At 66.6% G+C, this 22926-nt stretch carries 21 protein-coding genes; 15 read left to right on the forward strand and 6 right to left on the reverse strand.

Features of this window, described 5'->3' with window-relative positions; genetic code table 11:
• Window position 1: 1 nt before the first annotated feature.
• From JVX91_RS20005 to JVX91_RS20020, 4 genes are read left to right on the forward strand one after another with little or no spacing between them, the layout of a single operon-like run.
• Window positions 2–919: a DUF72 domain-containing protein gene (locus JVX91_RS20005; RefSeq protein ID WP_205335901.1), complete on the forward strand. Its 918-nt coding sequence runs from the start codon at window positions 2–4 to the stop codon at window positions 917–919.
• Window positions 916–1695 (forward strand): endonuclease/exonuclease/phosphatase family protein, encoded by a 780-nt coding sequence (locus JVX91_RS20010; protein WP_205335902.1) that lies wholly within the window; start codon window positions 916–918, stop codon window positions 1693–1695. Before JVX91_RS20005 ends, JVX91_RS20010 begins: the two co-directional genes overlap by 4 nt.
• Window positions 1692–2891, forward strand: coding sequence for a cardiolipin synthase ClsB (clsB, locus tag JVX91_RS20015; protein ID WP_205335903.1), 1200 nt, complete (start codon window positions 1692–1694; stop codon window positions 2889–2891). Before JVX91_RS20010 ends, clsB begins: the two co-directional genes overlap by 4 nt.
• A complete protein-coding gene (locus JVX91_RS20020; protein WP_205335904.1) occupies window positions 2888–3853 on the forward strand; it encodes a lysylphosphatidylglycerol synthase domain-containing protein in 966 nt (321 codons plus the stop codon). Before clsB ends, JVX91_RS20020 begins: the two co-directional genes overlap by 4 nt.
• A 400-nt stretch (window positions 3854–4253) precedes the next feature.
• Here JVX91_RS20020 and JVX91_RS20025 read toward each other — a convergent pair whose 3' ends face one another.
• Window positions 4254–5174 (reverse strand): LysR family transcriptional regulator, encoded by a 921-nt coding sequence (locus JVX91_RS20025; RefSeq protein ID WP_205335905.1) that lies wholly within the window; start codon window positions 5172–5174, stop codon window positions 4254–4256.
• A gap of 309 nt (window positions 5175–5483) precedes the next feature.
• On the opposite strand from JVX91_RS20025, the gene JVX91_RS20030 reads away from it, so the two are divergent.
• From JVX91_RS20030 to JVX91_RS20080, 11 genes are all read left to right on the forward strand, one after another.
• Window positions 5484–7865, forward strand: a complete 2382-nt coding sequence (locus JVX91_RS20030; protein WP_205335906.1) for a TonB-dependent receptor — start codon at window positions 5484–5486, stop codon at window positions 7863–7865.
• 57 nt (window positions 7866–7922) lie between these two features.
• Window positions 7923–8843 (forward strand): TauD/TfdA family dioxygenase, encoded by a 921-nt coding sequence (locus tag JVX91_RS20035; RefSeq protein WP_205335907.1) that lies wholly within the window; start codon window positions 7923–7925, stop codon window positions 8841–8843.
• 148 nt (window positions 8844–8991) lie between these two features.
• Entirely contained in the window at window positions 8992–9882 is an 891-nt protein-coding gene (locus tag JVX91_RS20040) for a TauD/TfdA family dioxygenase (protein WP_205335908.1), read from the forward strand.
• Window positions 9883–10359: 477 nt separating this feature from the next.
• Window positions 10360–11109: a GntR family transcriptional regulator gene (locus tag JVX91_RS20045; protein WP_205335909.1), complete on the forward strand. Its 750-nt coding sequence runs from the start codon at window positions 10360–10362 to the stop codon at window positions 11107–11109.
• Window positions 11106–12857, forward strand: a complete 1752-nt coding sequence (locus JVX91_RS20050) for a fumarate reductase/succinate dehydrogenase flavoprotein subunit (RefSeq protein ID WP_205335910.1) — start codon at window positions 11106–11108, stop codon at window positions 12855–12857. Before JVX91_RS20045 ends, JVX91_RS20050 begins: the two co-directional genes overlap by 4 nt.
• 257 nt (window positions 12858–13114) lie before the next feature.
• A complete protein-coding gene (locus JVX91_RS20055; protein ID WP_024767017.1) occupies window positions 13115–13360 on the forward strand; it encodes a ferredoxin family protein in 246 nt (81 codons plus the stop codon).
• A 232-nt stretch (window positions 13361–13592) separates the two neighbouring features.
• A complete protein-coding gene (locus JVX91_RS20060; protein ID WP_205335911.1) occupies window positions 13593–14999 on the forward strand; it encodes an ABC transporter substrate-binding protein in 1407 nt (468 codons plus the stop codon).
• Between the two features lie 47 nt (window positions 15000–15046).
• A complete protein-coding gene (locus tag JVX91_RS20065) occupies window positions 15047–15835 on the forward strand; it encodes an ABC transporter permease (RefSeq protein WP_205335912.1) in 789 nt (262 codons plus the stop codon).
• Window positions 15832–16680, forward strand: a complete 849-nt coding sequence (locus tag JVX91_RS20070) for an ABC transporter ATP-binding protein (RefSeq protein ID WP_205335913.1) — start codon at window positions 15832–15834, stop codon at window positions 16678–16680. The genes JVX91_RS20065 and JVX91_RS20070 overlap by 4 nt, the downstream gene beginning before the upstream one ends.
• Entirely contained in the window at window positions 16677–17660 is a 984-nt protein-coding gene (locus JVX91_RS20075) for a HEAT repeat domain-containing protein (protein WP_205335914.1), read from the forward strand. The genes JVX91_RS20070 and JVX91_RS20075 overlap by 4 nt, the downstream gene beginning before the upstream one ends.
• Window positions 17657–17935, forward strand: coding sequence for a gamma-butyrobetaine hydroxylase-like domain-containing protein (locus JVX91_RS20080; protein WP_205335915.1), 279 nt, complete (start codon window positions 17657–17659; stop codon window positions 17933–17935). The genes JVX91_RS20075 and JVX91_RS20080 overlap by 4 nt, the downstream gene beginning before the upstream one ends.
• An 11-nt stretch (window positions 17936–17946) precedes the next feature.
• On the opposite strand, the gene JVX91_RS20085 is transcribed toward JVX91_RS20080, so the two are convergent.
• The 5 genes from JVX91_RS20085 to JVX91_RS20105 all read right to left on the reverse strand — a co-directional run bounded on the left by JVX91_RS20085 (window position 17947) and on the right by JVX91_RS20105 (window position 22879).
• Window positions 17947–18681: an alpha/beta family hydrolase gene (locus JVX91_RS20085; RefSeq protein ID WP_205335916.1), complete on the reverse strand. Its 735-nt coding sequence runs from the start codon at window positions 18679–18681 to the stop codon at window positions 17947–17949.
• Between the two features lie 126 nt (window positions 18682–18807).
• The gene (locus JVX91_RS20090) at window positions 18808–19635 is read right to left on the reverse strand and encodes a CoA ester lyase (RefSeq protein ID WP_205335917.1); all 828 of its coding nucleotides are present in this window, start codon (window positions 19633–19635) and stop codon (window positions 18808–18810) included.
• A 10-nt stretch (window positions 19636–19645) separates the two neighbouring features.
• Window positions 19646–20479, reverse strand: coding sequence for a MaoC family dehydratase N-terminal domain-containing protein (locus tag JVX91_RS20095; RefSeq protein WP_205335918.1), 834 nt, complete (start codon window positions 20477–20479; stop codon window positions 19646–19648).
• A gap of 21 nt (window positions 20480–20500) precedes the next feature.
• A complete protein-coding gene (locus tag JVX91_RS20100; protein WP_205335919.1) occupies window positions 20501–21700 on the reverse strand; it encodes a CaiB/BaiF CoA-transferase family protein in 1200 nt (399 codons plus the stop codon).
• A gap of 15 nt (window positions 21701–21715) precedes the next feature.
• The gene (locus JVX91_RS20105; protein ID WP_205335920.1) at window positions 21716–22879 is read right to left on the reverse strand and encodes an acyl-CoA dehydrogenase family protein; all 1164 of its coding nucleotides are present in this window, start codon (window positions 22877–22879) and stop codon (window positions 21716–21718) included.
• Window positions 22880–22926: the final 47 nt, after the last annotated feature.

Here is a 22926-nt window from a genome sequence, read left to right on the forward strand (position 1 = left end):
CATGAAGGCGCTGCACATCGGCATTTCCGGCTGGCGCTACGTGCCCTGGCGCGGCGATTTCTATCCCGAAGGCCTGCGCCAGAAGGACGAGCTGCGCTACGCCTCGCGGGCGTTCGACAGCATCGAGCTGAACGGCTCGTTCTATGCGCTGCAGACGCCCGAACGCTATCGCCGCTGGGCGGCTGATACGCCGGCGGGTTTCGTCTTCAGCGTCAAGGCGCCGCGCTACATCACCCATATCAAGCGCCTGCGCGATGCCGAGGAAGGCGTCGCCAACTTCTTCGCCTCCGGGCCGCTGGAGCTGGGCGAAAAGCTCGGCCCGATCCTCTGGCAATTGCCCCCGAGCCTGAAGTACGACGCCGACACCCTGGAGGCTTTCCTCGCCCTCCTGCCCCGCTCCGCCGGCGCTGCGCTCACGCTCGCCAAGTCCGCCGCCAGCCGCACGCCGGAGCGCTGGCCCAGCGCCGTTGGCCGGCGGCCGCTGCGACATGCCATGGAAGTGCGGCACGCCAGCTTCGCCTGCGCGGCGTTCGCCCAGCAGCTGCGCCGCCATGGGGTTGCCCTGGTGTTCGCCGACGCGCCGCGCAAATGGCCCTATGGCGAAGACCTGACCGCCATGGACTTCGTCTACCTGCGCCTGCACGGTGACCAGCAGTTGTACGCCAGTGGCTATGGCGACACCGCGCTGGAGCGCTGGAGCCAGCGCATCGGTCGCTGGCAACGCGGTCTGCAGCCCGCCGACGCCAAGCTGTTCGACACCTCGACCCGCGGCGATCGCCGCCACCGCGAGGTGTTCTGCTACTTCGACAACGACATCAAGGTCCGCGCGCCCTATGACGCCAGCCGGCTCATGGCGCTGCTGGGCCTGGAACTGCCGGACCGCCAGGAACCCGGCCAACCTGCGGGAGACTGGACATGACCCAGGCTGAACCCAACCCGCTCGACCTCGACGCACCCAAGCAGCGCTCGCGGCTGCGAGTGCTGACGGTGAACACCCACAAGGGCTTCAACGCCTTCAACCGCCGCTTCATCCTCCACGAACTGCGCGACGCGGTGCGCGCGACCTCGGCGGACCTGGTGTTCCTCCAAGAAGTCCACGGCGAGCACCAGTTGCACGCCGAGCACCACCCCGACTGGCCGCAGACCCCGCAATACGAGTTCCTCGCCGACAGCATGTGGCCGGCCTTCGCCTATGGCCGCAACGCGGTCTATCCCGAGGGCCACCACGGCAATGCGCTGCTCTCGCGCCTGCCGATCCGCGCCTTCGATAACCACGACGTTTCCGTGGGTCGCCACGAGCAGCGTGGCCTGCTGCACGCACAGATCGACCTGCCCGGCGGGCAGCCGCTGCACGCCGTCTGCGTGCACCTGGGGCTGCGCGAACACCAACGGCAGAAGCAGTTGCGCCTGCTCGGTAACCTGATAGCGCGATTGCCACTGGATGCGCCGCTGGTCGTGGCCGGCGACTTCAACGATTGGCGCTGCCGGGCGACCGAACTGCTGACCGCCTACGACCTGCTGCCGGCGTTTCCGCGCGGCGGCGAACCGCGCAGCTTCCCGGCGCGCTGGCCGGTGTTGCGGCTGGACCGTATCTACGTGCGCAACCTGGGCATCACCGGCAGCGAAGTGCTCAACCGGAGGCCCTGGCCGCACCTCTCCGACCATCTGCCGCTGCTGGCCGAGGTGAGCCTGTGAACGAACGTTGGCGCGACGGAAACCAGGTCGAGCTGTTGATCAACGGCGAAGATTTCTTCCCCGGCGTGTTCCAGGCCGTCGCCGGAGCGCAGCGCGAGGTGCTGGTGGAGACCTTCATCATCCGCGACGACAAGGTCGGTCGAGAACTGCGCCAGGTCCTGATCGAGGCAGCGCAGCGCGGCGTGCGCATCGAGCTGATCGCCGATGGCTATGGCACGCCGGACCTCGACGAAAGCTACCTGCGCGGCATGCTCGATGCCGGCGTGCGGCTGCATCTGTTCGACCCGCAGCCCCTGCTGCTGGGCATGCGCACCAACCTGTTCCGCCGCCTGCACCGCAAGCTGGTGGTGGTGGATGGGCAGGTCGCCTTCGTCGGCGGAATCAACTTCTGCGCCGATCACCTGGCCGACTTCGGCACCATGGCCAAGCAGGACTACGCGGTGCAGGTCGCCGGGCCCAGCGTCGAGGACATTCGCCGCGCCTGCCTGGAACTGCTGAGCCAGTACGGCGAAGTACCCGCCGCCGATGCGGTCAGGCCTGGCGCGACGGCCGGGCCCTGCCGCACCTGCCTGGCGATTCGCGACAACCTGCAACGCCGCACCGACATCGAGCAGCACTACCTGCGTGCGATCCAGCGATCCCGCCAACGGGTGCTGATCGCCAACGCCTACTTCTTCCCCGGCTATCGCCTGTTGCGCGCCCTGCGCGATGCGGCACGGCGCGGCGTCACCGTGCGCCTGATCCTCCAGGGCCTGCCGGACATGCCGCTGGTGCGCCTGTGCAGCAAGCTGCTCTATGACACGCTGCTGCGCGACGGGGTGGAAATCTACGAATACTGCGACCGTCCGCTGCACGGCAAGGTGGCGGTGGTGGACGGTCAATGGGCCACGGTCGGCTCCAGCAATCTCGACCCGCTGAGTCTGTCGCTCAACCTGGAAGGCAACCTGATGATCGAGGATACGGCCTTCGCCACGTCGCTCGACGAACACCTGCAGACACTCTCGGACAACAGCTGCCGGCGCGTCACCCGCAAGGCCGCCCGGCGCGGCTACTGGTGGCGGGCGCCGCTGGTGTTCCTCAGCTTCCACTTCCTGCGCCACTTCCCCGCCATCGCCGGGCAACTGCCGGCGCACCGGCAAGTGCTTCACCCCGCCACGGTGGAGGAACAACCGGGTGAATCGCAGGTGCAGCCATGACCCGCAAACGTTTCTGGAAACGGGCCAACCGCGTCTTCAACGTCGCCTTGCTGGTCGCGCTGCCGGTGCTGCTGTTCCTGCTCCTGCGCGCCACCGACTGGAACGAGGTGTACCGTCTGTTGCGCGAATACCGGTTCAGTACCCTGGCCCTGGGCATGCTGATCGCCCTGTGCAGCTACGCCATCTTCAGCAGCTTCGACGTGCTCAGCCGCTACTACATCGGCCACCCGTTGCCGGTTCGACGGGTATTCACCGTGGCTTTCGTCTGCAACGCCTTCAACCTGAACCTGAGTTCCTGGGTCGGCGCCGTCGCGCTGCGCTACCGCTTGTATGGCCGGCTAGGCATGACCACGGGGGACATCACCCGCATCCTGACCTTCAGCCTGATCACCAACTGGTACGGCTACTTGCTGCTGGCCGGCGTGCTCTTCGTCTGCGGCTACCCGAACCTGCCGGACGACTGGTCCCTGGGCCAGAACGGCCTGCGCGCCATCGGCGTGCTGCTCCTGCTGCTGGGGGCCGGCTACCTGCTCGCCTGCCGCTTCGCCCGCCGCCGCGCCTGGGGCTGGAAGCGCTATCGGCTGAAATTGCCGTCCTGGCGGCTGGCCGCGTTGCAGGGCATCGCCGGCGCGAGCAACTGGTCGATGATGGCGTTGCTGATCTACTCGCTGCTGCCCGACTCGGCCAGCTACCCGGCGGTTCTCGCCACCCTGCTGATCAGCAGCATCGCCGGGGTCGTGCTGCACGTGCCGGCGGGGCTCGGGGTGATCGAGACCGTATTCATCACCGTCCTGCGCGACCACTTCTCCCGTGGCGAACTGCTGGCGGCGCTGATCGGCTACCGGGTGCTGTATTTCCTCATCCCGCTGCTGCTGGCCTGCGCGGTCTACCTGTGGCTGGAGCGCCACGCGAAAAAGCTCAAGCGCCGCACCGAACGGCGCGAGGCGGCGCGTGCTTCCTGAGAAGGTGGTTGGCAAGTGCGTGCTGGCTCGGTCCAGCCGAGGACTGTCGCGGACACCGGGAGGACTCGCGGACAAGGTCCGCTCCTACAATGTGTCGCGCGGGGACGCGCCCGGCTGATCGTGGATAAGGCCGTCCCACCCAGGAAAGCCGATGCCCTTCGTAGGAGCGGACCTTGTCCGCGAAAAGCCCAGGCACGCTACCAAGCCCTGGCGGAAAGGTCCGCCCCCCTGTGTGTCGCGCTGGGACGCGCCCGGCTGATCGTGGAAAAGGCCGTCACTCCCAGGAAAGCCGATACCCTTCGTAGGAGCGGACCTTGTCCGCGAAAAGCATCCAGGCACATTCCCAAGCCACGGCGCAGCCGACGCGCAAGCAAGCTCGCTGACAGCGTCCCAAGGCGACTCACGCCACCGCGCTGTCCACGCCGGCATCCAGGTCCACGAGCAATTCGATCATGGCCCTCGCAGCCGCCGAAAGGCGGTCGCCAGTGCGCGTGACGATGCCGCAACGCGCCTGGAGGATGTCGACATTCAGCGGCAGGTTGCGGAAGTGCAGGCGCACCAGTTCGCCGCGTTCCATCGGATCGCTCACCGCCTCATCCACCGCAATGCCGATGGCATCGGTCTGGCTGACGATGCGTACCAGGGAGGCCATGTCCTCGCACTGAATATTGGCGGTGACGTCGATCTTGCCGCTGAGGTTGGCGAGCATCTTCCGCGCGCTGGGCGGGATCAGCGTGGCGGCCAGCGGGTAGGCGAACATGTCGTTGGTGGAGAGGCTTTCCTTGGCCAGCAGCGGGTGTCCGTCGCGGCAGAAGAACAGGCCGCTGCGCGGCTTCAGCGCGCGGGTCTGGAAGTTCGGGTCGGCTTCGAAATGGCGGATGTCGGCGACGAAGAACTCGATCTCCTCGCGGCTCAGGCTGCGCGCCAGGCGCTCCCAGTTGTCCACGCCGAACTGGATGTGGATGCGCGGGTAACGCTGGACGAAGCGCGACACCGCATCCGATACCAGCTTCTGTGCCGGCGCCGGCCCGCTGCCGAAGCGCAACTCGCCCGAGTCCAGCTTGTTCAGGCGGGCAATGGCATGGCTCAGGTTGTTGGCCCCCTGCACCAGGCTCAACGCGTGCTGCAGCACCACCTGGCCCTCGGGGGTGGGGCGCAGGTCCTTGCTGCCGCGGTCCACCAGCCGGCACCCCAGTTCCTGCTCCAGGCCCTGGATGCTGCGGCTGAAAGCGGGCTGGGTGATGCCCATGGCGTCGGCGGCACGGACGAAGCTGCGGTGTTCATTCAGGGCGATGAAATAGCGGAGTTGGCGCAAATCCATGATGCATTTCCGGCATTGAAAATAGTGGGCAAAGGCATTTGCCGCTCGTTATGCGCTGGTTTTAAATGCAAGCTCTTATTCCGTCAACGAAGAATAAAACCTAGATCTATTCTTTTATGAACTAAGAATATAGCTCAGACCAGGAGTCGCCCGATGCCAGCCTTGCACCCCCTCTCCTCGCGAATGTGCCAGTCCCGCTGTCGCTGACAGCCAAACGCAACCCGCCAACACCCGGATTCGTCGTTCGCCACCACTGCGTGGCGCGGCCCCCTTTTGCCCGCGAACCGTGCGGACAGCCAAGGACACAGCATGACTTTGAGACATTCGCCTTCCCTCTTCACCCCGCGCCGGCTGCGCGCTCCGGACTACGCCGTGGTCCTGCTGCTGGCCCTGGGCGGCGCCCTGCCGGTCTTCGCCGAGGAATCCGAGGACGGCACCACCGCCAGTGAAACCATCAAGCCCGTCAGCGCCACACCCGCCAAGGCCGATGCCACCCTGGGCAAGGTCACCGTCACCGCCCGCCGCCGCGAGGAAGACTCGCAGAAGGTGCCCACGCCGATCACCGTGGTCGGCGGCGAAACCCTGGAAAGCCAGCGCGTCTACAAGGTGCAGGACCTGCAGCAGATCCTGCCCAGCGTGAACGTCGCCTTCATCCACGCGCGGCAATCGAGCATCGCGGTGCGCGGCATCGGCAACAACCCGGCCAGCGACGGCCTGGAAGGCAGTGCCGGGGTCTACCTGGATAACGTTTACCTCGGTCGCCCAGGCATGGCGGTATTCGACCTGCTGGACATCGAGCAGCTGGAGCTGCTGCGCGGCCCGCAGGGCACCCTGTTCGGCAAGAACACCACGGCCGGCGTGCTGAACATCAGCACCCGCGCGCCGACCTTCACCCCCGAGCGCAGCGTCGAGGTATCCGGTGGCCAGGATGGCTACTTCCAGGGCAAGGGCACCGTCTCTGGCGCGCTGACCGACACCCTGGCTGGACGCGTCTCGGCCTACCGCACCCGCGACGACGGCTACATCAAGAACATCCACGACGACAACTACCTCAATGGCGGCGAGCGCCAGGGCATCCGCGGGCAACTGCTGTTCAAGCCCAGCGAGGACTTCGACCTGCGTTGGATCAACGACTACAACGAGGAAGATTCCAGCAACGGCAGCATGGTGGTCTACGGCGCCGCCGACCGTTTCTGGCAGCGCGCCGCCTCGGTGGGCGCATCGCCGGTACGCGACCCGGACGACCACAAGGTCAATATCAACGCTCGCCAGCACGTCAGCGTGCACCAGGGCGGCAGCTCGGTGGAGGCCAACTGGAACCTCAACGGCGGCTACAAGCTGACCTCCATCAGCGCCTATCGCTACTGGCACTTCACCCCGGCCAACGACGAGCAGCTCAACGTCTCGGCGATCAACAACACCGGCGTGGAAGTCCACGATCGGCAGTTCTCCCAGGAAATCCGCCTGGCCTCGCCCACCGGCGGCGCCTTCGACTACGTGCTGGGCGCCTACGCGTTCAACCAGAACCTGGGCAACAAGACCTTCACCGACTACGGTCCGGTGGCGGACCGCTACCTGATCGGCAGCGACCTGAATGCGCTGAACAACACCTACTCCAAGGCCAACGGCAAGATCGAGACCGACAGCTTCGCGCTGTTCGCCCAGAGCACCTGGCACCTGACCGACAAGCTCGACTTCACCGCCGGCCTGCGCGGGACCTACGAGCAGAAGTACGCCAAGGTCCAGCGTTTCTCCCCCGAAGGCGGCGCCCCGGTCACCGGCGCCGGCGCAGTGGTGCGGCGCAACCAGTTGGGCGCCTATGACTCCGGCGACCTGAGCCTCTACAACTTCTCGCCCTCGGCGCTGTTGAGCCTCAGCTACCAGTTCACCGACGACCTGCTGGGCTATGCCTCGCTGTCCCATGGCGAGAAGTCCGGCGGCGTGAACCTCGCGGTGGCCAGTGCGCCAACGGCTGGCGCGGATTCCCTGCTGGTCGGCCCCGAGCGCGCCAACGACGCCGAGCTGGGGATCAAGTCGACCCTGTTCGACGATCGCCTGCAACTCAACGCCAACCTGTTCTGGACCGGCATCCACGGCTACCAGGCCACCACCTATTACCAGCCGGCGGGCTCCACCACCCTGGTCCAGGTCCTTTCCAACGCCGGCAGCGTGCGTTCGCGCGGCGTGGAATGGGAAGCCACCGCCCTGCCGGTGCGCGGCCTGCGGCTGAACTTCAACGGTTCCTACAACGACGTCACCTACCTGTCGTTCAAGGACGCCCCGTGCCCGGCGGAAATCTCCACCCAGGCCGGCGCGCCGGCCACCTGCGACCTCACCGGTGAGCGCGTGGTCGGAGCTTCGAAATGGATCGCCAACCTTAAAGGCGAATACGCCTGGAACCTCGACGACGGCATCCAGCCCTACCTGACCGCCAGCTACGCCTACCGCTCTTCCGCCGAAGGCACGCTGGACAACTCCGACCTCTCGAAGATCGACGGCTACGGCCTGGCGAACTTCTCCGTCGGCCTGCGCAAGGACATCGGCGACGGACAACTGGATACCTCGATCTGGCTGAAGAACGCCTTCGACAAGGACTACTACCTGGCCGCCTTCGCCAGCATCAACGGCTCCTACACCGCCTCGGTGGGGCAGCCGCGCACCCTGGGCGCCTCGGTTCGATACGACTTCTGATCCCCATCCGCCGCGCCCGAGCGCGCGGCTCTATTGCCACAGCAAGAGGACGATGAGATGAGCAACGCAGCACAAGCTATCCAGCAATCTTCAGATCAACAAAGCCTGGTCAATCTGGATATCCACCCGGTAGCCGGCCGCATCGGCGCGGAGATTCGCGGCGTGAGCCTCTCCGGCGATCTCGACGCTGCCACCATCGACGCCATCCAGGCCGCGCTGGTGAAGCACAAGGTGATCTTCTTCCGTGGCCAGACCCAGCTCGACGACCAGGGCCAGGAAGCCTTCTCCAAGCTGCTCGGCGATCCGGTGGCGCACCCCACCGTGCCGGTGCAGGAAGGCACCCACTACCTGCTGGAGCTGGACGGGGCCCAAGGCCGCCGCGCCAACTCCTGGCACACCGACGTGACCTTCGTCGACGCCTATCCCAAGGCCTCGATCCTGCGCAACGTGGTAGCACCGGAGTCCGGCGGCGACACCGTCTGGGCCAACACCGCCACCGCCTACGATGACCTGACGCCGGAACTGAAGGCGCTGGCCGACTCGCTCTGGGCCGTGCACAGCAACGAATACGACTATGCGAGCGTGCGCCCGAACGTCGACCCGGCGCGCCTGGAGGAATACCGCAAGATCTTCACGTCCACCGTCTACGAGACCGAGCATCCGGTGGTGCGCGTACACCCCATCAGTGGCGAGAAGACGCTGCTGCTGGGGCACTTCGTCAAGCGTCTGAAGGGCCTCTCGCAGCACGACTCGGCGCACCTGTTCGCCGTGCTGCAGAGCCACGTCACCCGCCTGGAAAACACCGTGCGCTGGCGCTGGCAGCCGGGCGACGTGGCCATCTGGGACAACCGCGCGACCCAGCACTACGCCGTGGACGATTACGGCACCCAGCCGCGCATCGTGCGCCGCGTGACGCTCAGCGGCGAAGTGCCGGTGGGTGTCGATGGGCAGCGCAGTCGGACGATCAAGAAGGTTTGAGCCTTTCCCCAGAGCCCCTCACCCCCGCCCTCTCCCAGGGGGAGAGGGAGTAGATCGGCGCAACGGGATAACCCGCTGCATCGGACTGCCCCCTCTCCCTCCGGGAGAGGGTTGGGGTGAGGGAAGCCCCACACTCAGGATTTTCGAGATGACCCAATCCAACGCCCTCCAACAACCCACCGCCGAACCCTTCGCCATCGTCCCCCTCGACGCCCCGCTGGGCGCCGAAGTGCGTGGCCTCGACGCCCGCGAGCCCCTGACGCCGGAACAGATCCTGGCGATCAAGCAGGCCCACCGCGAGCACCACATCCTGATCTTCAAGAACCAGGACCTGGACGACCAGCAATACCTGCGCTTCGCCACGCTGTTCGGCGCGGTGTTCCAGCCGCCGGCAGACGTCCCGGTGCTGTCCTCCGGCACCGACGGCAAAGCCCCGGATATCGTCAAGGTGGCCAACACCGAGGACGGCGAGCTGGGCAACTTCGCCCTGCCGGCCCACATCGACCATCAATGGACGCCGATTCCCTCGTCCGGCTCCTTCCTCTACGCGCTGGAAGTACCGAAGACCGGCGGCGAAACCCAATTCACCAACCTCGCCCGCGCCTATCACACGCTCGATGAAGCAACCCGCGCCGAGGTCGACCCGTTGCGCCTGATCAACTACAACCCGTTCATCCGCCTGAAGAGTGGTGGCTACAACGGTACCTTCGTGCGCTATCGCACGCCGGAGATCGAACCCATCCAGGGCACCGAGCATCCGCTGGTGCGCACCCATCCTGAGAGTGGCAGGCGCGTGCTGTTCCTGTCCGTGCACACCGAAGTGGAAATTCCCGGTGCCGATCCGCAGCACGGCGCGGCGCTGGTGGAGAAACTGCGCGAGCACCTGCAGAAGCCCGAGCTGATCTACAGCCACAAATGGTCGGTGGGCGACATCGTCTGGTGGGACAACCAGGCCGTGCTACATGGTCGCAATGCCTTCCCGGCGAGTGAGAAACGGCGTTTGAAGCGCATCAGTCTGAGCGGTAGCCGGCCGTTCTGAGGCACGCGTAGGGCGGATAACCTGGGACAGGTTATCCGCCAACCCATGCACGGTGGATAACGCTGGCGCGTTATCCACCCTACGGAACGGGAACATCTTCGCCAGGGCTTGCCCTCACCCCAGCCCTCTCCCAGAGGGAGAGGGAGCCGTTCGGTGCAATTGGGAACAACGAAGTCAGCCGGCGAGCGCCGATCTCTTCACCGCTCTGGACAGTTCCCTCTCCCGCGTGCGGGAGAGGGTTAGGGTGAGGGGCCTTTAATCGTGTAAGACCAAGCGGAACACCTGATCCTTACTCGCGAACGGATTGCCTGGCAGCCCGGCATCCAGCGGTTCGCGAGCAAGCTCGCTCCTACAAAACAGCCGCCCTATGAAATTCCATGAAGCCAGCGCTCTCTATGCTTATGCGAAATCGTTTCTTGTCCTGAATCAGCTATTCCTTTTATCCTTTCGGTAACTCGTCATAACAAGTTATGAACTATGGCCGAACTACTCCCGCTCTCCCCCGTTCCCCTCTACAGCCAGCTCAAGGAAGTTCTGCGCACGCGCATCCTCGACGGCACCTATCCGCCGCTCAGCCGCATGCCGTCGGAAGCCGAGCTAGGCAAGGCCTTCGACGTCAGCCGCATCACCGTGCGCCAGGCGCTGGGCGACCTGCAGAAGGAAGGGCTGATCTTCAAGATCCACGGCAAGGGCACCTTCGTCGCCAAGCCCAAGGCCTTCCAGAACGTCAGCACCCTGCAGGGCCTGGGCGAGTCCATGAGCCAGCGCGGCTATGAAGTGATCAACCGCCTGCGCAGCTTCAAGGTCGTCCCCGCGGACGCCCAGGTTGCCGCGCGCCTGCAAGTGGCCGAGGGCGAGAACGTGGTGCAGATCAAGCGCGCCCGCCTGGTGAACCGCGAGCTGGTGTCGCTGGAGATCACTTACTTGCCCGAATCTGTCGGCAAGCGGCTGGAAAAGGCCGATCTGGTCAGCCGCGACATCTTCCTGATCCTGGAAAACGACTGCGCCCTGCCCCTGGGCCACGCCGATCTCGCCATCGACGCGATCCTTGCCGACGCCGAACTGGCCCAGGCACTGGACGTGGAAGAAGGCTCGCCAGTGATGCGCATCGAGCGCCTCACCCACACCGCCGACGGCGCGCCGCTGGACTACGAACACCTCTACTACCGCGGCGATGCCTTCCAGTACCGCCTGCGCATCGACCGTCACAAGGGGCAGCATCAATGAGCCAATTCGACCTCTCCCAGATCCCCGAGGACAAGGAGCTCGCCTACGACATCGTGGTGATCGGCGGCGGCACCGCCGGCCCGATGGCGGCGATCAAGGCCAAGGAAGCCAATCGCGAGCTGCGCGTGCTGCTGGTGGACAAGGCCAACGTCAAGCGCAGCGGCGCCATCAGCATGGGCATGGACGGCCTGAACAACGCCATCATCCCCGGCCACGCCACGCCCGAGCAGTACACCAAGGAAATCACCGTCGCCAACGATGGCATCGTCAACCAGGCGGCGGTCTACGCCTACGCCACCCACAGCTTCGAGACTCTGCAGCAACTGGACCGCTGGGGCGTGAAGTTCGAGAAGGACGAGGTCGGCGACTACGCGGTGAAGAAGGTCCACCACATGGGCGCCTATGTGCTGCCCATGCCCGAGGGCCACGACATCAAGAAGGTGCTGTACCGCCAGCTCAAGCGCGCACGCATCGAGATCACCAACCGCCTGGTGGTCACCCGCCTGCTCACCGACGCGGACGGCGCGGTCAACGGCCTGCTCGGCTTCGACTGCCGCACCGCGCAGTTCCAGGTGATCCGCGCCAAGGCGGTGGTCCTCGCCTGCGGGGCCGCCGGGCGCCTGGGCCTGCCTTCCTCCGGCTACCTGATGGGCACCTACGAGAACCCCACCAACGCCGGCGACGGCTACGCCATGGCTTACCACGCGGGGGCGGAGCTTTCGAACCTGGAGTGCTTCCAGATCAACCCGCTGATCAAGGACTACAACGGCCCGGCCTGCGCCTACGTCACCGGCCCGCTGGGCGGCTACACCGCCAACAGCAAGGGCGAGCGCTTCATCGAGTGCGACTACTGGAGCGGCCAGATGATGTGGGAGTTCCACCAGGAACTCGAAGGCGGCAACGGCCCGGTGTTCCTCAAGCTGGATCACCTGGCCGAGGAAACCATCCAGACCATCGAGGAAATCCTCCACAGCAACGAACGCCCCAGCCGCGGCCAGTTCCACGCCAACCGCGGCACCGACTACCGCCAGCAGATGGTGGAGATGCACATCTCCGAGATCGGTTTCTGCTCCGGCCATTCGGCTTCCGGCGTGTGGGTAAACGAGAAGGCCGAGACCAGCGTGAAAGGCCTGTACTCGGCCGGCGACATGGCCGCCGTGCCGCACAACTACATGCTCGGCGCCTTCACCTACGGCTGGTTCGCCGGGGCCAATGCCGCGCAGTACGTGGCTGGCCGCGAGTTCAGCGAGGTCGATGCCGCCCAGGTCGAGCGCGAGCGCGAGCGCGTCTTCGCGCCTTTGAAGCGTGAACACGGCCTGCCGCCTGCGCAGGTGGAGTACAAGCTGCGGCGCATGGTCAACGACTACCTGCAGCCGCCCAAGGTGACCAAGAAGATGGAGATCGGCCTGCAGCGCTTCGCCGAAATCGCCCGCGACCTCGACAAGCTCAAGGCCAACAACCCCCACGAGCTAATGCGCGCCATGGAAGTCAGCGTGATCCGCGACTGCGCCGAAATGGCCGCCCGCGCCTCGCTGTTCCGTACGGAGAGCCGTTGGGGCCTGTACCACCATCGCGTCGACTACCCGCTGCGTAACGATGCTGACTGGTTCTGCCATGCGCACCTGAAGAAGGGTGAGGACGGCGAGATGAGCAGTTTCAAGAAGCCTATTGAGCCGTATGTGATTGACCTGGATGAGGGTGAGCAGCAGGCGTACGAGCGGCTGCGGGTGAAGAGCGAGGCGGCTTGAGCATTTCCGGCCGGCCATAAAGCCCCTCTCCCCCGCCCTCTCCCGCAAGCGGTAGAGGGAGCTGTCCGGCGCGAGCGGCAACCGCGGAATCACCTGGCGAGCACAGAAACATCCAACACTCCGAACGGCCCCCTCTCCCTTCAGGGAGAGGGTTGGGGAGAGGGAAACCCCGAGCACCAGAACCACCCCAGAACCACCGAACAGAATCAGCCCGCCGCCAAGACGGCCGGCAAGCAACACGATGAGGACCGCGTGCAATGGCCTACCAACCCCAGGAAATCTTCTTCCGCTCCAGCGCCCCGGTGACGGTGGACGAGGACAAGTGCATCGCCGACAAGGGCTGCACCGTCTGCGTCGAGGTCTGCCCGATGGACCTGCTGGCGATCAACCCCGCCACCCAGAAGGCCTACATGGCCTTCGACGAGTGCTGGTACTGCATGCCCTGCGAGAAGGATTGCCCGACCGGCGCGGTGCGCGTCGAAATTCCATACCTGCTCCGCTGACCCTGCCGCCGCGTGAGCTTTCGTAGGGCGCATAACGCGCCAGCGTTATCCGCCGCTGACTTACCGGCGGATAACCTGTTCCAGGTTATTCGCCCTACGGCACTGCTCCTCTGGAGACTCATAAGAAACGCTACCGGCCAACGACCGGACGCCTGATGCACCGCCCCTCGTTTCCCACCGCACGGCCTGCGGCGGAGACGATTCCAACACTCATGATTCGAGGGGAACACCCATGACCTTGCGCACCACCCTGGCCGGCCTCGCGCTCGCCATTGCCAGCATCTCAGCCCACGGCGAGACCATCCGAGTCGCCATCGGCACCCAGGACACCACCATCAACTGCGCCGCCGGCGGCCTTTTGATCCGTGAACTCGGCCTGCTCGACAAGTACCTGCCCCACGACGGCAAGTACAAGGACGCGCAGTACGACGTACAGTGGAAGAACTTCACCAGCGGCGCGCCGCTGACCAACGAGATGCTCGCCGGCAAGCTCGACTTCGGCGCCATGGCCGACTTCCCCGGCTCGCTCAACGGCGTCGCCCACGAGGCCGCCGGCAAGCGCAGCCTGTTCATCAGCGTGCTCTCGGGCAGCATCGAGGGCAGCGGCAACGGCATCGTCGTACCCGCCTCGTCCAAGGTGCAGTCGCTGGCCGAACTCAAGGGCCAGACCATCTCCGTGCCCTTCGCCTCCACCGCCCACGGCCTGCTGCTGCGCGCCATCGCCGCGCAGGGCTGGGACCCGGAGAAGGACGTCACCATCATCGCGCAGCCGCCGGAAGTCGCCGGCTCCGCCCTGCAGGCCAACAAGATCGCCGCCCACGCCGACTTCGTGCCCTTCGCCGAGCTGTTCGAGAGCCGTGGCATCGCCCGCAAGATCTACGACGGCTCCCAGGCCAAGGCGCCGACCTTCCACGGCGCGCTGGTGGAAGCCGACTACGCGCAGCAATACCCGGAAATCGTCGAGGCCTACCTGCGCGCCACGTACGAAGCCAACCAGCTGCTCGCAAAAGACCCGGAGAAATACAGCGAACTGATCGAGAAAGTCGCCGGCATCCCCGCCGAAGTGAACTACCTGTTCCACGGCCCGCTCGGCCTGCAGACCCGCGACCTGACCTGGAAGCCGGAATACCGCCAGGCCGTCACCACCGCTATCGACACCCTGAAGCTGCTGAAGAAGGCTGACCGTGGCCTGAACGTCGAGCAGTTCGTCGATGACCGCTACATCCGTGCCGCCTTCAAGGCTTCCGGTGCCGACTACGACGCCGCGCTGAAGAACTACGCGCAGCAGCCACTGCTGGGCAACGACGCGCTGACCGACAAACCGATTACCGATACCCGCAAGGTCGCGCAGATCTGGGTACGCGGCGAGCCGAAGGTCCGTAGCTATGCCACGGCAAAGGAAGCCCTCGGCGAGCTGGCCAGCCTCAAGCAGAACGGCAAGGACATCCGCGCGGTGTACGCCCAGGCCAGCGACAGCGGCATCAAGCTGCTGGCCAGCCAGGCCTGGTTCGTCCGTGGCAAGGACGGCGCGCTGGACGCCTTCCTGCTGCGCGAACAGGCCGATGCCTTTGCCCGCCAGCACGGCGGTGAAGTCGCTGATTTCGCCGGTGCCAGCCAGCAGGCGGTCGCCAGCCGCTGAGGCGAAGTCCCGGCGCCCCGTGCGCCGGGATTCGACGGAGAACGATGATGACCACCACCACCCTCACCCGCTGGAGCCTGCGCCTGGCCTCGTTGCTGGTCTGCCTGGCGCTGTGGCAGGTGCTCAGCACACGCCATGTGAACCTCGGCGTCGTGACCTTCGCCAACGTGCCCGGCCCGCGTGACGTGCTGGAAGCGGCCTGGAACCTCGCGCAGTCGAGCAAGCTCGGTCGCCACCTGGGCAGCAGCCTGCTGCGGGTACTCGCCGGCTATCTGCTGGCCGCCGTCGCCGGCATCGCCCTGGGTCTGCTCATCGGCCGCGGCCGCTGGGCCCGCGACAGCCTGCTGCCGCCGCTGGAAGTGCTGCGACCGATCCCGGCGGTGGCGTGGATTCCGCTGGCGATCCTGATGTTCCCCAGCTCCGAGCTGTCGATGATCTTCATCACCTTCACCGGCGCGCTGTTCCCCATCCTGCTCAACACCATCCATGGCGTGGAAGCGGTCGACCCGCGCCTGCTCGCCTCCGCCCGCAGCCTCGGCGCCGGGCGCCTGGCCCTGCAGCGCGAGGTGGTGCTGCCGGGTGCCACGCCGAGCATTGTTACCGGGCTTGCCATCGGCATGGGCACCTCGTGGTTCTGCCTGGTGACCGCCGAGATGATCTCCGGGCAATGGGGCATCGGCTACTACACCTGGGAGTCCTACACCTTGCAGAACTACCCTGACATCGTGGTCGGCATGCTGCTGATCGGCGTGTTCGGCATGGCCAGCAGCCTGCTGGTGCGCCAGCTCGGCGCCCTCGTCACGCCCTGGCAGCGCCAGGCCGGAGGCAAGCCATGACCCTGCCCGCCAGCGCACCGGGGCGTGTGCGCGTCGATGGCCTGTCGATCCATCTTGGCAGCGGCCGCGACGCCTTCGAGGCCGTGCAATCCCTGAGCTTCTCCATCGAGCCCGGCGAATTCGTCTGCGTGCTCGGCCCGTCCGGCTGCGGCAAGTCCACCCTGCTCGGTGCCCTTGCCGGGCACCTGACGCCCAGCGCCGGCAAGCTGGAAGTGGACGGTGGTCCTGTCGCCGGCCCCTCGCCCGAGCGCGGCATGGTGTTCCAGCACCACACCCTGTTGCCCTGGCGGCGCGTGCGCGACAACGTCGCCTTCGGCCTGAAGATGCGCGGCGTGCCCCGCGCAGAACGCCATCGTCAGGCGGACGAAATGCTCCAGCTGGTCGGTCTGAACGGCTTCGCCAATCGCTGGCCATCGCAGCTCTCCGGCGGCATGCAGCAACGCGTGGAAATCGCCCGCGTGCTGATCAATCAGCCGCGCCTGCTGCTGATGGACGAACCCTTTGGCGCTCTCGACGCGCAGACACGGATGAAGATGCAGGAACTGCTGCTGGACATCTGGACGCGCCTGCGCACCAGCGTGCTGTTCATCACCCACGACATCGACGAGGCGTTGTTCCTCGCCGACCGCATCCTGGTGATGAGCCCGCGCCCCGGCCGCATCCTCGAAGACATCCGCCTCGACTTCCCGCGCCCGCGCCACGCCGACCTGCTCACCAGCCCAGAATTCTCCCGCCTCAAGCGGCACTGCCTGGAACTGCTGCGCCACGAAGACGGTCGCCAGTTGCCACGCCTTACGCCACTAGGGCTGCCCACTCAACAACGGATACCGCGATTCGCCATATGACTACTTTGCCCAGCGACAACCCCGACATCCGCGATCTGCAACCGCGTCTGCAGGATGCCGACGCCGGCGTACGCCGCATCGCCCTGATCGAACTGGCCGACCTGGAAGACCCCGACGCCCTGCCCTGGCTCGCCGCCGCGCTGACCGGCGACGCAGCCGCCAAGGTCCGCGCCGAAGCCGCGCGCCTGCTGGAAGCCTGGGAGGAGCCGGAAGTCGTCGATGCGCTCTGCCAGGCCCTGGCCGATGAGGACGAAGACGTGCGCGAAGCCGCCGCCCAGAGTCTGAGCGAGCTGAAGACCGCCGAAGCCGGCGTGCGTCTGCTGCCCTGGGCCAACCACGCCGACATCTTCGTCCGCCGCAGCGCCCTGCGCGCCTTGCGCGAACTGCGCCTGGAAGCCGCCGCCGAACCGGCGCTCACCGCGCTGCAGGACACCGATGCCGGCGTGCGCCGCGAAGCCGTGGGCATCCTCGGCTGGCTCAAACGCACCGACGCCCTGCCGCACCTGGCTCGGCTGACCCGCGATGATCCGGACGCCGAAGTCCGCCGCGCTGCCGCCGGCGCGCTGGGCCTGGCCATCGACGCCAGCGTGCTGCCGGCCTTGCAGGCCGCCCTGGCCGATCCGGCCTGGCAAGTGCGCGAGGAAGCCGCCGGCACCCTCGGCAAACTGGTCCTGCCCGAAGCCGGCGAGGCGCTGGTCAGCGCCCTGGAAGACGACTTCTGGCAGGTGCGCCTGCGCGCCGCCCGTTCGTTGGGCAAGCTGCGCTATCTGCCAGCAATTGAAGGCTTGAAGGTCGTGCTCGGCCATGGCATCAGCAACCTGCGCAAGGAAGCCGCGCTGGCCCTGGGCGAACTGGGCAGCGGCGACGCCATCGACGCATTGCGCAATGCCGAGCAGGATGGCGACCCGGAAGTTCGCAAGGCCGTGCGCATCGCCCTCTCTCAGTTGGAGCAAAAGCCGCACCTGGGTCAGCCGGTATGAGCACGCCCGTCGCCCTGCACCGCTCCAGCGCAGACGCTGAACTGCGCATCCGCTGGGACGATGGCGTCGAACAGTGCATCGCCTTCGCCCGCCTGCGCGGTGCCTGTCCCTGCTCGCAGTGCCGGGCGGCACGGCTGCGGGGACGGATCGACCTGGTGAAAGCCGGCGTCACCCTCCGGGAGGTGAACCTCCAGGGTTATGGCATCCAGTTGGTGTTCGACGACGGCCACGACCGGGGCATCTATCCCTGGTCATACCTGCGCGGCCTGGACTGATGGCGCGCCGCTCAGCCGATCGAGCGCTCGAGATGCTCCTGCACGCGCTCGACGGCACGCTCCAGGCAACCCTTGAAGAAATGATCGGCGCCTGCGTAGAGCACAACCTCACGCCGCGCCGGGCGTGCCCAGTCGAGCAGATTGGCCAGCGGCGCCATCTCGTCCGCCTCGCCGTGCAATAGCAGGCAATCGGCCGGCAGCGCCTGCGCTTCGTAGTGGCGCCCGCCGGGCACCGAGCCCACCGGTAAGCCCATCAGGGCGATGGCATCCGCAGGCGGTGACAGTTCGCTGGCGACGCGGGCGAATACATAGGCGCCGAAGGAGAATCCCACCAGCGCTATCGGCAAATGCAGATGCTCCGCGCGCAGGTGGGCGACCACCGCGAGCATGTCCTGTGCTTCGCCGATGCCCTCGGCGTACTCGCCTTCGCTGCCATCTACGCCGCGAAAGCTCGGCCGCACGGTCAGCCAGCCGGCCGCACAGAGTGTGCGCGCCAGAGTCAGGGGCACGCGGTGCTTCGGGCTACCGCCCAGCAGGGGCTGCGGATGGCTGATCAGGGCGATGCCTTTGGCCGGCTGACGTGGCCGGTCGAGCAGCAGCTGGATCTTGCCTGCCGGGCCGTCGATCGACTGCACGCTGCGTTCTTCTTCTGGCATGACGTCATCTCGGGGAAAACGGCGATTGTAGGGGGAAATGCCGCGGGCTCGTTGCCTCGGTAGATGTGGGCGGAGAACCCTGACGCGCATCGCCACAATCAGCAGAGCGGATAGATCGCAAGGCGGACGGCGGGTCCTGGAAAGCGGAAAGCAAACGGCCTGTCGCCTGCGATCCCGCTTTTCAGTCCTGCCGCCCGCCCCGCGAAACCCGTGGGATTACTCCGTCTCGCCGGCGCGCTGGAGGATCGACCGCGCGCGGCCGATCACCGGCGCATCGATCATCTCGCCGTCCACCACGAACACGCCCTTCCCGCCTTTGGCGCCGTCGACCACGCGGCGCGCCCAGTCGAGCTCCTCGGCGCTGGGCATCAGCGCGGCATGAATGCTCGCCACCTGGCTGGGATGGATGCACAGCGCGCCACCGAAGCCCATGTCGTGGGCATGGCGGATCGCCCTTTCCAGCCCCTGCGCGTCCTGGATCGACGGAAACACCCCATCCATGGCTGGCGCCAGGTTGGCCAGTCGGCTGTTGAGCAGGATGGCGTAGCGCGCGTGGCTCATGAACTCCGTGGCGGCGGCGCTGCCGCTGCGCAGGTTGAGGTCCAGCGCGAGGTCCAGGCTGCCGAAGGACAGGCGCTCCACGCCGTGGGCACGGGCCAGTTCGGCGATGGCGGCGAGGCCCTTGGCGCTTTCGATGATCGGCCACACCGGCTTGCCGGCGACCTGCCGGGCATAGCCGATCTGCGCGGCGGTTTCCGCCTTTGGCAGCAGCAGGCCGACGACGTTGCGGTATGCGCCACACACCTCAAGGTCGCGATGGTGTCCGGCGTGCTCCGGGGCATTGGTGCGCACCAGCACCTCCGACGCCGGATTGGCCGCGAGGAAACTCGCCAGGTTGTCGCGGGCGGCGTCCTTCTGGCTCTCTTCCACGGCGTCCTCCAGGTCGACGATCACCCGGTCGGCGCCGCTGGCCAGCGCCTTGGGAATCCGCTCCGGGCGGGTCGCGGGAACGAACAGCGCGCTACGCACGATGGCATGGTTCATGGCTGATTCCTCAGGATTCGAATTCGATTTCGCCCAGTTGCGCGATACCGGCGGCGTTGCCCGCCCAGACCTGCGCCTTCCCCGGTTCGACGATACGCCCGCCGACCTCGAATGCATCCGGGCAGATCAGCGGCCGCATGCCTCGGAAGGCGAAGCGGCGCACGCGCTTGCCGGGATGGGCGCGCTCGAACGCGCGCAGGTTGAGCGTGGCGATCAGCGGACCGTGGGTGACCAGCCCCGGATAGCCCTCGGTCTCGGTGACATAGGGCCAGTCGTAGTGAATCCGGTGGCCGTTGAAGGTGGCCGCCGAATAGCGGAACAGCAAGGTCGGCGTCGGCTGCACGGTCTCGCTCCAGTCAGCCTCCGGCAACGGATCGCTGGCGGACAACTTGGGCGGCGACGGCTCGCGGTAAACGATGTCCTGCTCCTCGCGCAGCACTACGGCGCCCTCTTGCGTGTACGCATGCTGCACCGTGACGAACAGTAGCGAGCCGGTACGGCCGTGCTTCTCCTCCACCGCCTTGATGGTGGACACCCGCTCGGCATGGGCGCCGATGCGGAACGGCTGGAGAAACTCCAGGCGACTGCCCGCCCACATGCGGTTGCGGTTGTCCGCCGGCGGCAGGAAGCCACCACGCGCCGGGTGGCCGTCGCCGCCCAGGCCAGACTCGGCCAGCGGCTCCTGGAAGAACGCCCAGTGCCACAGGGCCGGCAGCTCGCCACCGTCGAGGTCCACCGGCTGGTCGAGGGTCGCCACCAGGCGCTTGACCAGGTTGGCGGTGAACTGATCGGCGCTCGCTTCGCTGCGGCCGATCCACGCGGAAAGGTCGGTGGTTTCAGTCATCGGGGAGTTCCTTGTCGGTCATCAGATGGCGCCCTGGGCGCGCATCGCGTCGATTCGTTCGGGCGCCAGGCCCAGTTCCGCGAGAATCCGCTCGCTGTGCTCGCCGAGCGCGGGTACCGCATCCATGCGCGGGGCGAAGGCGTTGCTGCTGGCTGGCGGCAGCAGGCCGGGGACCTCGCCCCGGGAGGTGCCCACCGGCCGCCAGCGCTCGCGGGCCTGCAACTGCGGATGCGCCCAGACGCCCGCCATGTCATTGACCCGCGCATTGGCGATCTGCGCCCGTTCGATACGCGCAATGGCCTCGTCGAAATCCAGCTCGGCGAGCACGCCAACGATGATCTCTCGTAGTGCATCGCGATTCGCCACCCGTTTGAAGTTGCCGGCGAAACGTTCGTCCTCGGCCAGTTCCGGGCGCAGCAGCACCTGTTCGCAGAACAGCTTCCACTCGCGTTCGTTCTGCAGGCCGAGCATCACGCTGCTGCCATCGCCCACCGGGAACGGCCCGTACGGATAGATGGTGGCATGGGCGGCACCGGCACGCGGTGGGGGCGGCGCGCCGTCGTAGGCGTAGTACATCGGGTAACCCATCCATTCCACCAGGGCTTCGAGCATCGATACGCCAACATGCGAGCCTTCCCCGGTACGCCCGCGCAACAGCAGCGCGGAGAGGATGCCGGTATAGGCGTACATGCCGGCGGCGATGTCGGCGATCGAGCAGCCGGCCTTGGCCATCTGCTCCGCACCGGGCCCGCCGGTGACCGAGAGGAAGCCGGCCTCGCTCTGGATCAGCAGGTCGTAGGCCTTCTTCTGCTCGTACGGGCCGCCCGCGCCATAGCCGGAAATGTCGCAGACGATCAGGCGCGGAAAGCGCTGGTGCAAGGCCTCGAAGGACAGCCCCATGCGTGCTGCCGCGCCGGGCGCAAGGTTCTGCACCAGCACGTCAGCCTTGGCCAGCAGGCTGTCCAGCACATCGCCGGCCTCGGCCTGTTTGAGATCCAGGGTCAGGCTTTCCTTGGAGCGGTTGGTCCAGACGAAGTGCGAGGCCAGGCCGTTGACGCGCTCGTCATAGCCGCGGGCGAAGTCGCCCACGCCGGGACGTTCGACCTTGATCACGCGGGCGCCGAGGTCGGCCAGTTGGCGGGTACAGAACGGCGCCGCGATGGCGTGTTCCAGGCTGACCACGGTGATGCCGTCCAGCGGACGGCCAGCGTCGAGGCTCATCGGGTTTCCTCCGGGTCAGAACGAGCGCGGCAGTTCGAGCAGATGCTCGGCCACGTAGGACAGGATCAGGTTGGTGGAAATCGGCGCCACCTGGTACAGGCGGGTCTCGCGGAACTTGCGCTCGACATCGTATTCGCAGGCGAAGCCGAAACCGCCGTGGGTCTGCAGGCAGGCGTTGGCCGCTTCCCAACTGGCCTTGGCGGCGAGGTACTTGGCCATGTTGGCCGCGGCGCCGGCATTCTTGCCGTCGTCGTATTCCTCGCAGGCGCGCCAGCGCATCAGGTCGGCCGCCTCGATCTCGATGTGCGCCTCGGCGATGGGGAACTGTACACCCTGGTTCTGTCCGATGGGCCGACCGAATACCACGCGATCACGGGCGTACTGCGCCGACTTCTCGGTGAACCAGCGGCCATCGCCGATGCATTCGGCGGCGATCAGCGTGCGCTCGGCGTTCAGGCCGTCGAGGATGTACTTGAAGCCCTTGCCCTCCTCGCCGATCAGGCTGTCGGCGGGGATTTCCAGGTTGTCGAAGAACAGCTCGTTGGTCTCGTGGTTGACCATGTTGGCGATGGGTTGCACGGCCAGGCCGTTGCCGATGGCCTCGCGCAGGTCGACGAGGAAGATCGACATGCCCTCGGACTTCTTCTTCACCTCGGCCAGGGGCGTGGTGCGGGCCAGCAGGATCATCAGGTCGGAGTGCTGGATGCGCGAGATCCACACCTTCTGGCCGTTGATCACGTACTTGTCGCCACGGCGCACGGCGGTGGTCTTGATCTTGGTGGTGTCGGTGCCGGTGGTCGGCTCGGTGACGCCCATGGATTGCAGGCGCAGCTCGCCGCTGGCGAGTCTGGGCAGGTAGTAGCGCTTCTGTGCCTCGCTGCCGTGCCGCAGCAGGGTGAACATGTTGTACATCTGTCCGTGGATGGTCCCGGAATTGCCGCCGCAACGGTTCACTTCCTCGAGGATCACCGAGGCCTCGGCCAGACCCAGGCCGGAGCCGCCGTACTCTTCGGGAATCATCGCCGAGAGCCAGCCCGCCTCGGTCATGGCCGTGACGAAGGCCTCGGGGAACCCCTTCTCTTCGTCGATCCTGCGCCAGTATTCGGTGGGGAACTCCGCGCAGAGGGCGCGCACGCCTTCACGGATGGCGTTGAGTTCTTCGGTGTCGTAGCGGCTCATCGTTGTTTCTCCTTGGCCGGTCTGCGCCGGGCTCGGCAGCCGTGCAA

Source organism: Pseudomonas sp. PDNC002 (genome assembly GCF_016919445.1).
In the GTDB taxonomy this organism is placed as follows: domain Bacteria; phylum Pseudomonadota; class Gammaproteobacteria; order Pseudomonadales; family Pseudomonadaceae; genus Pseudomonas.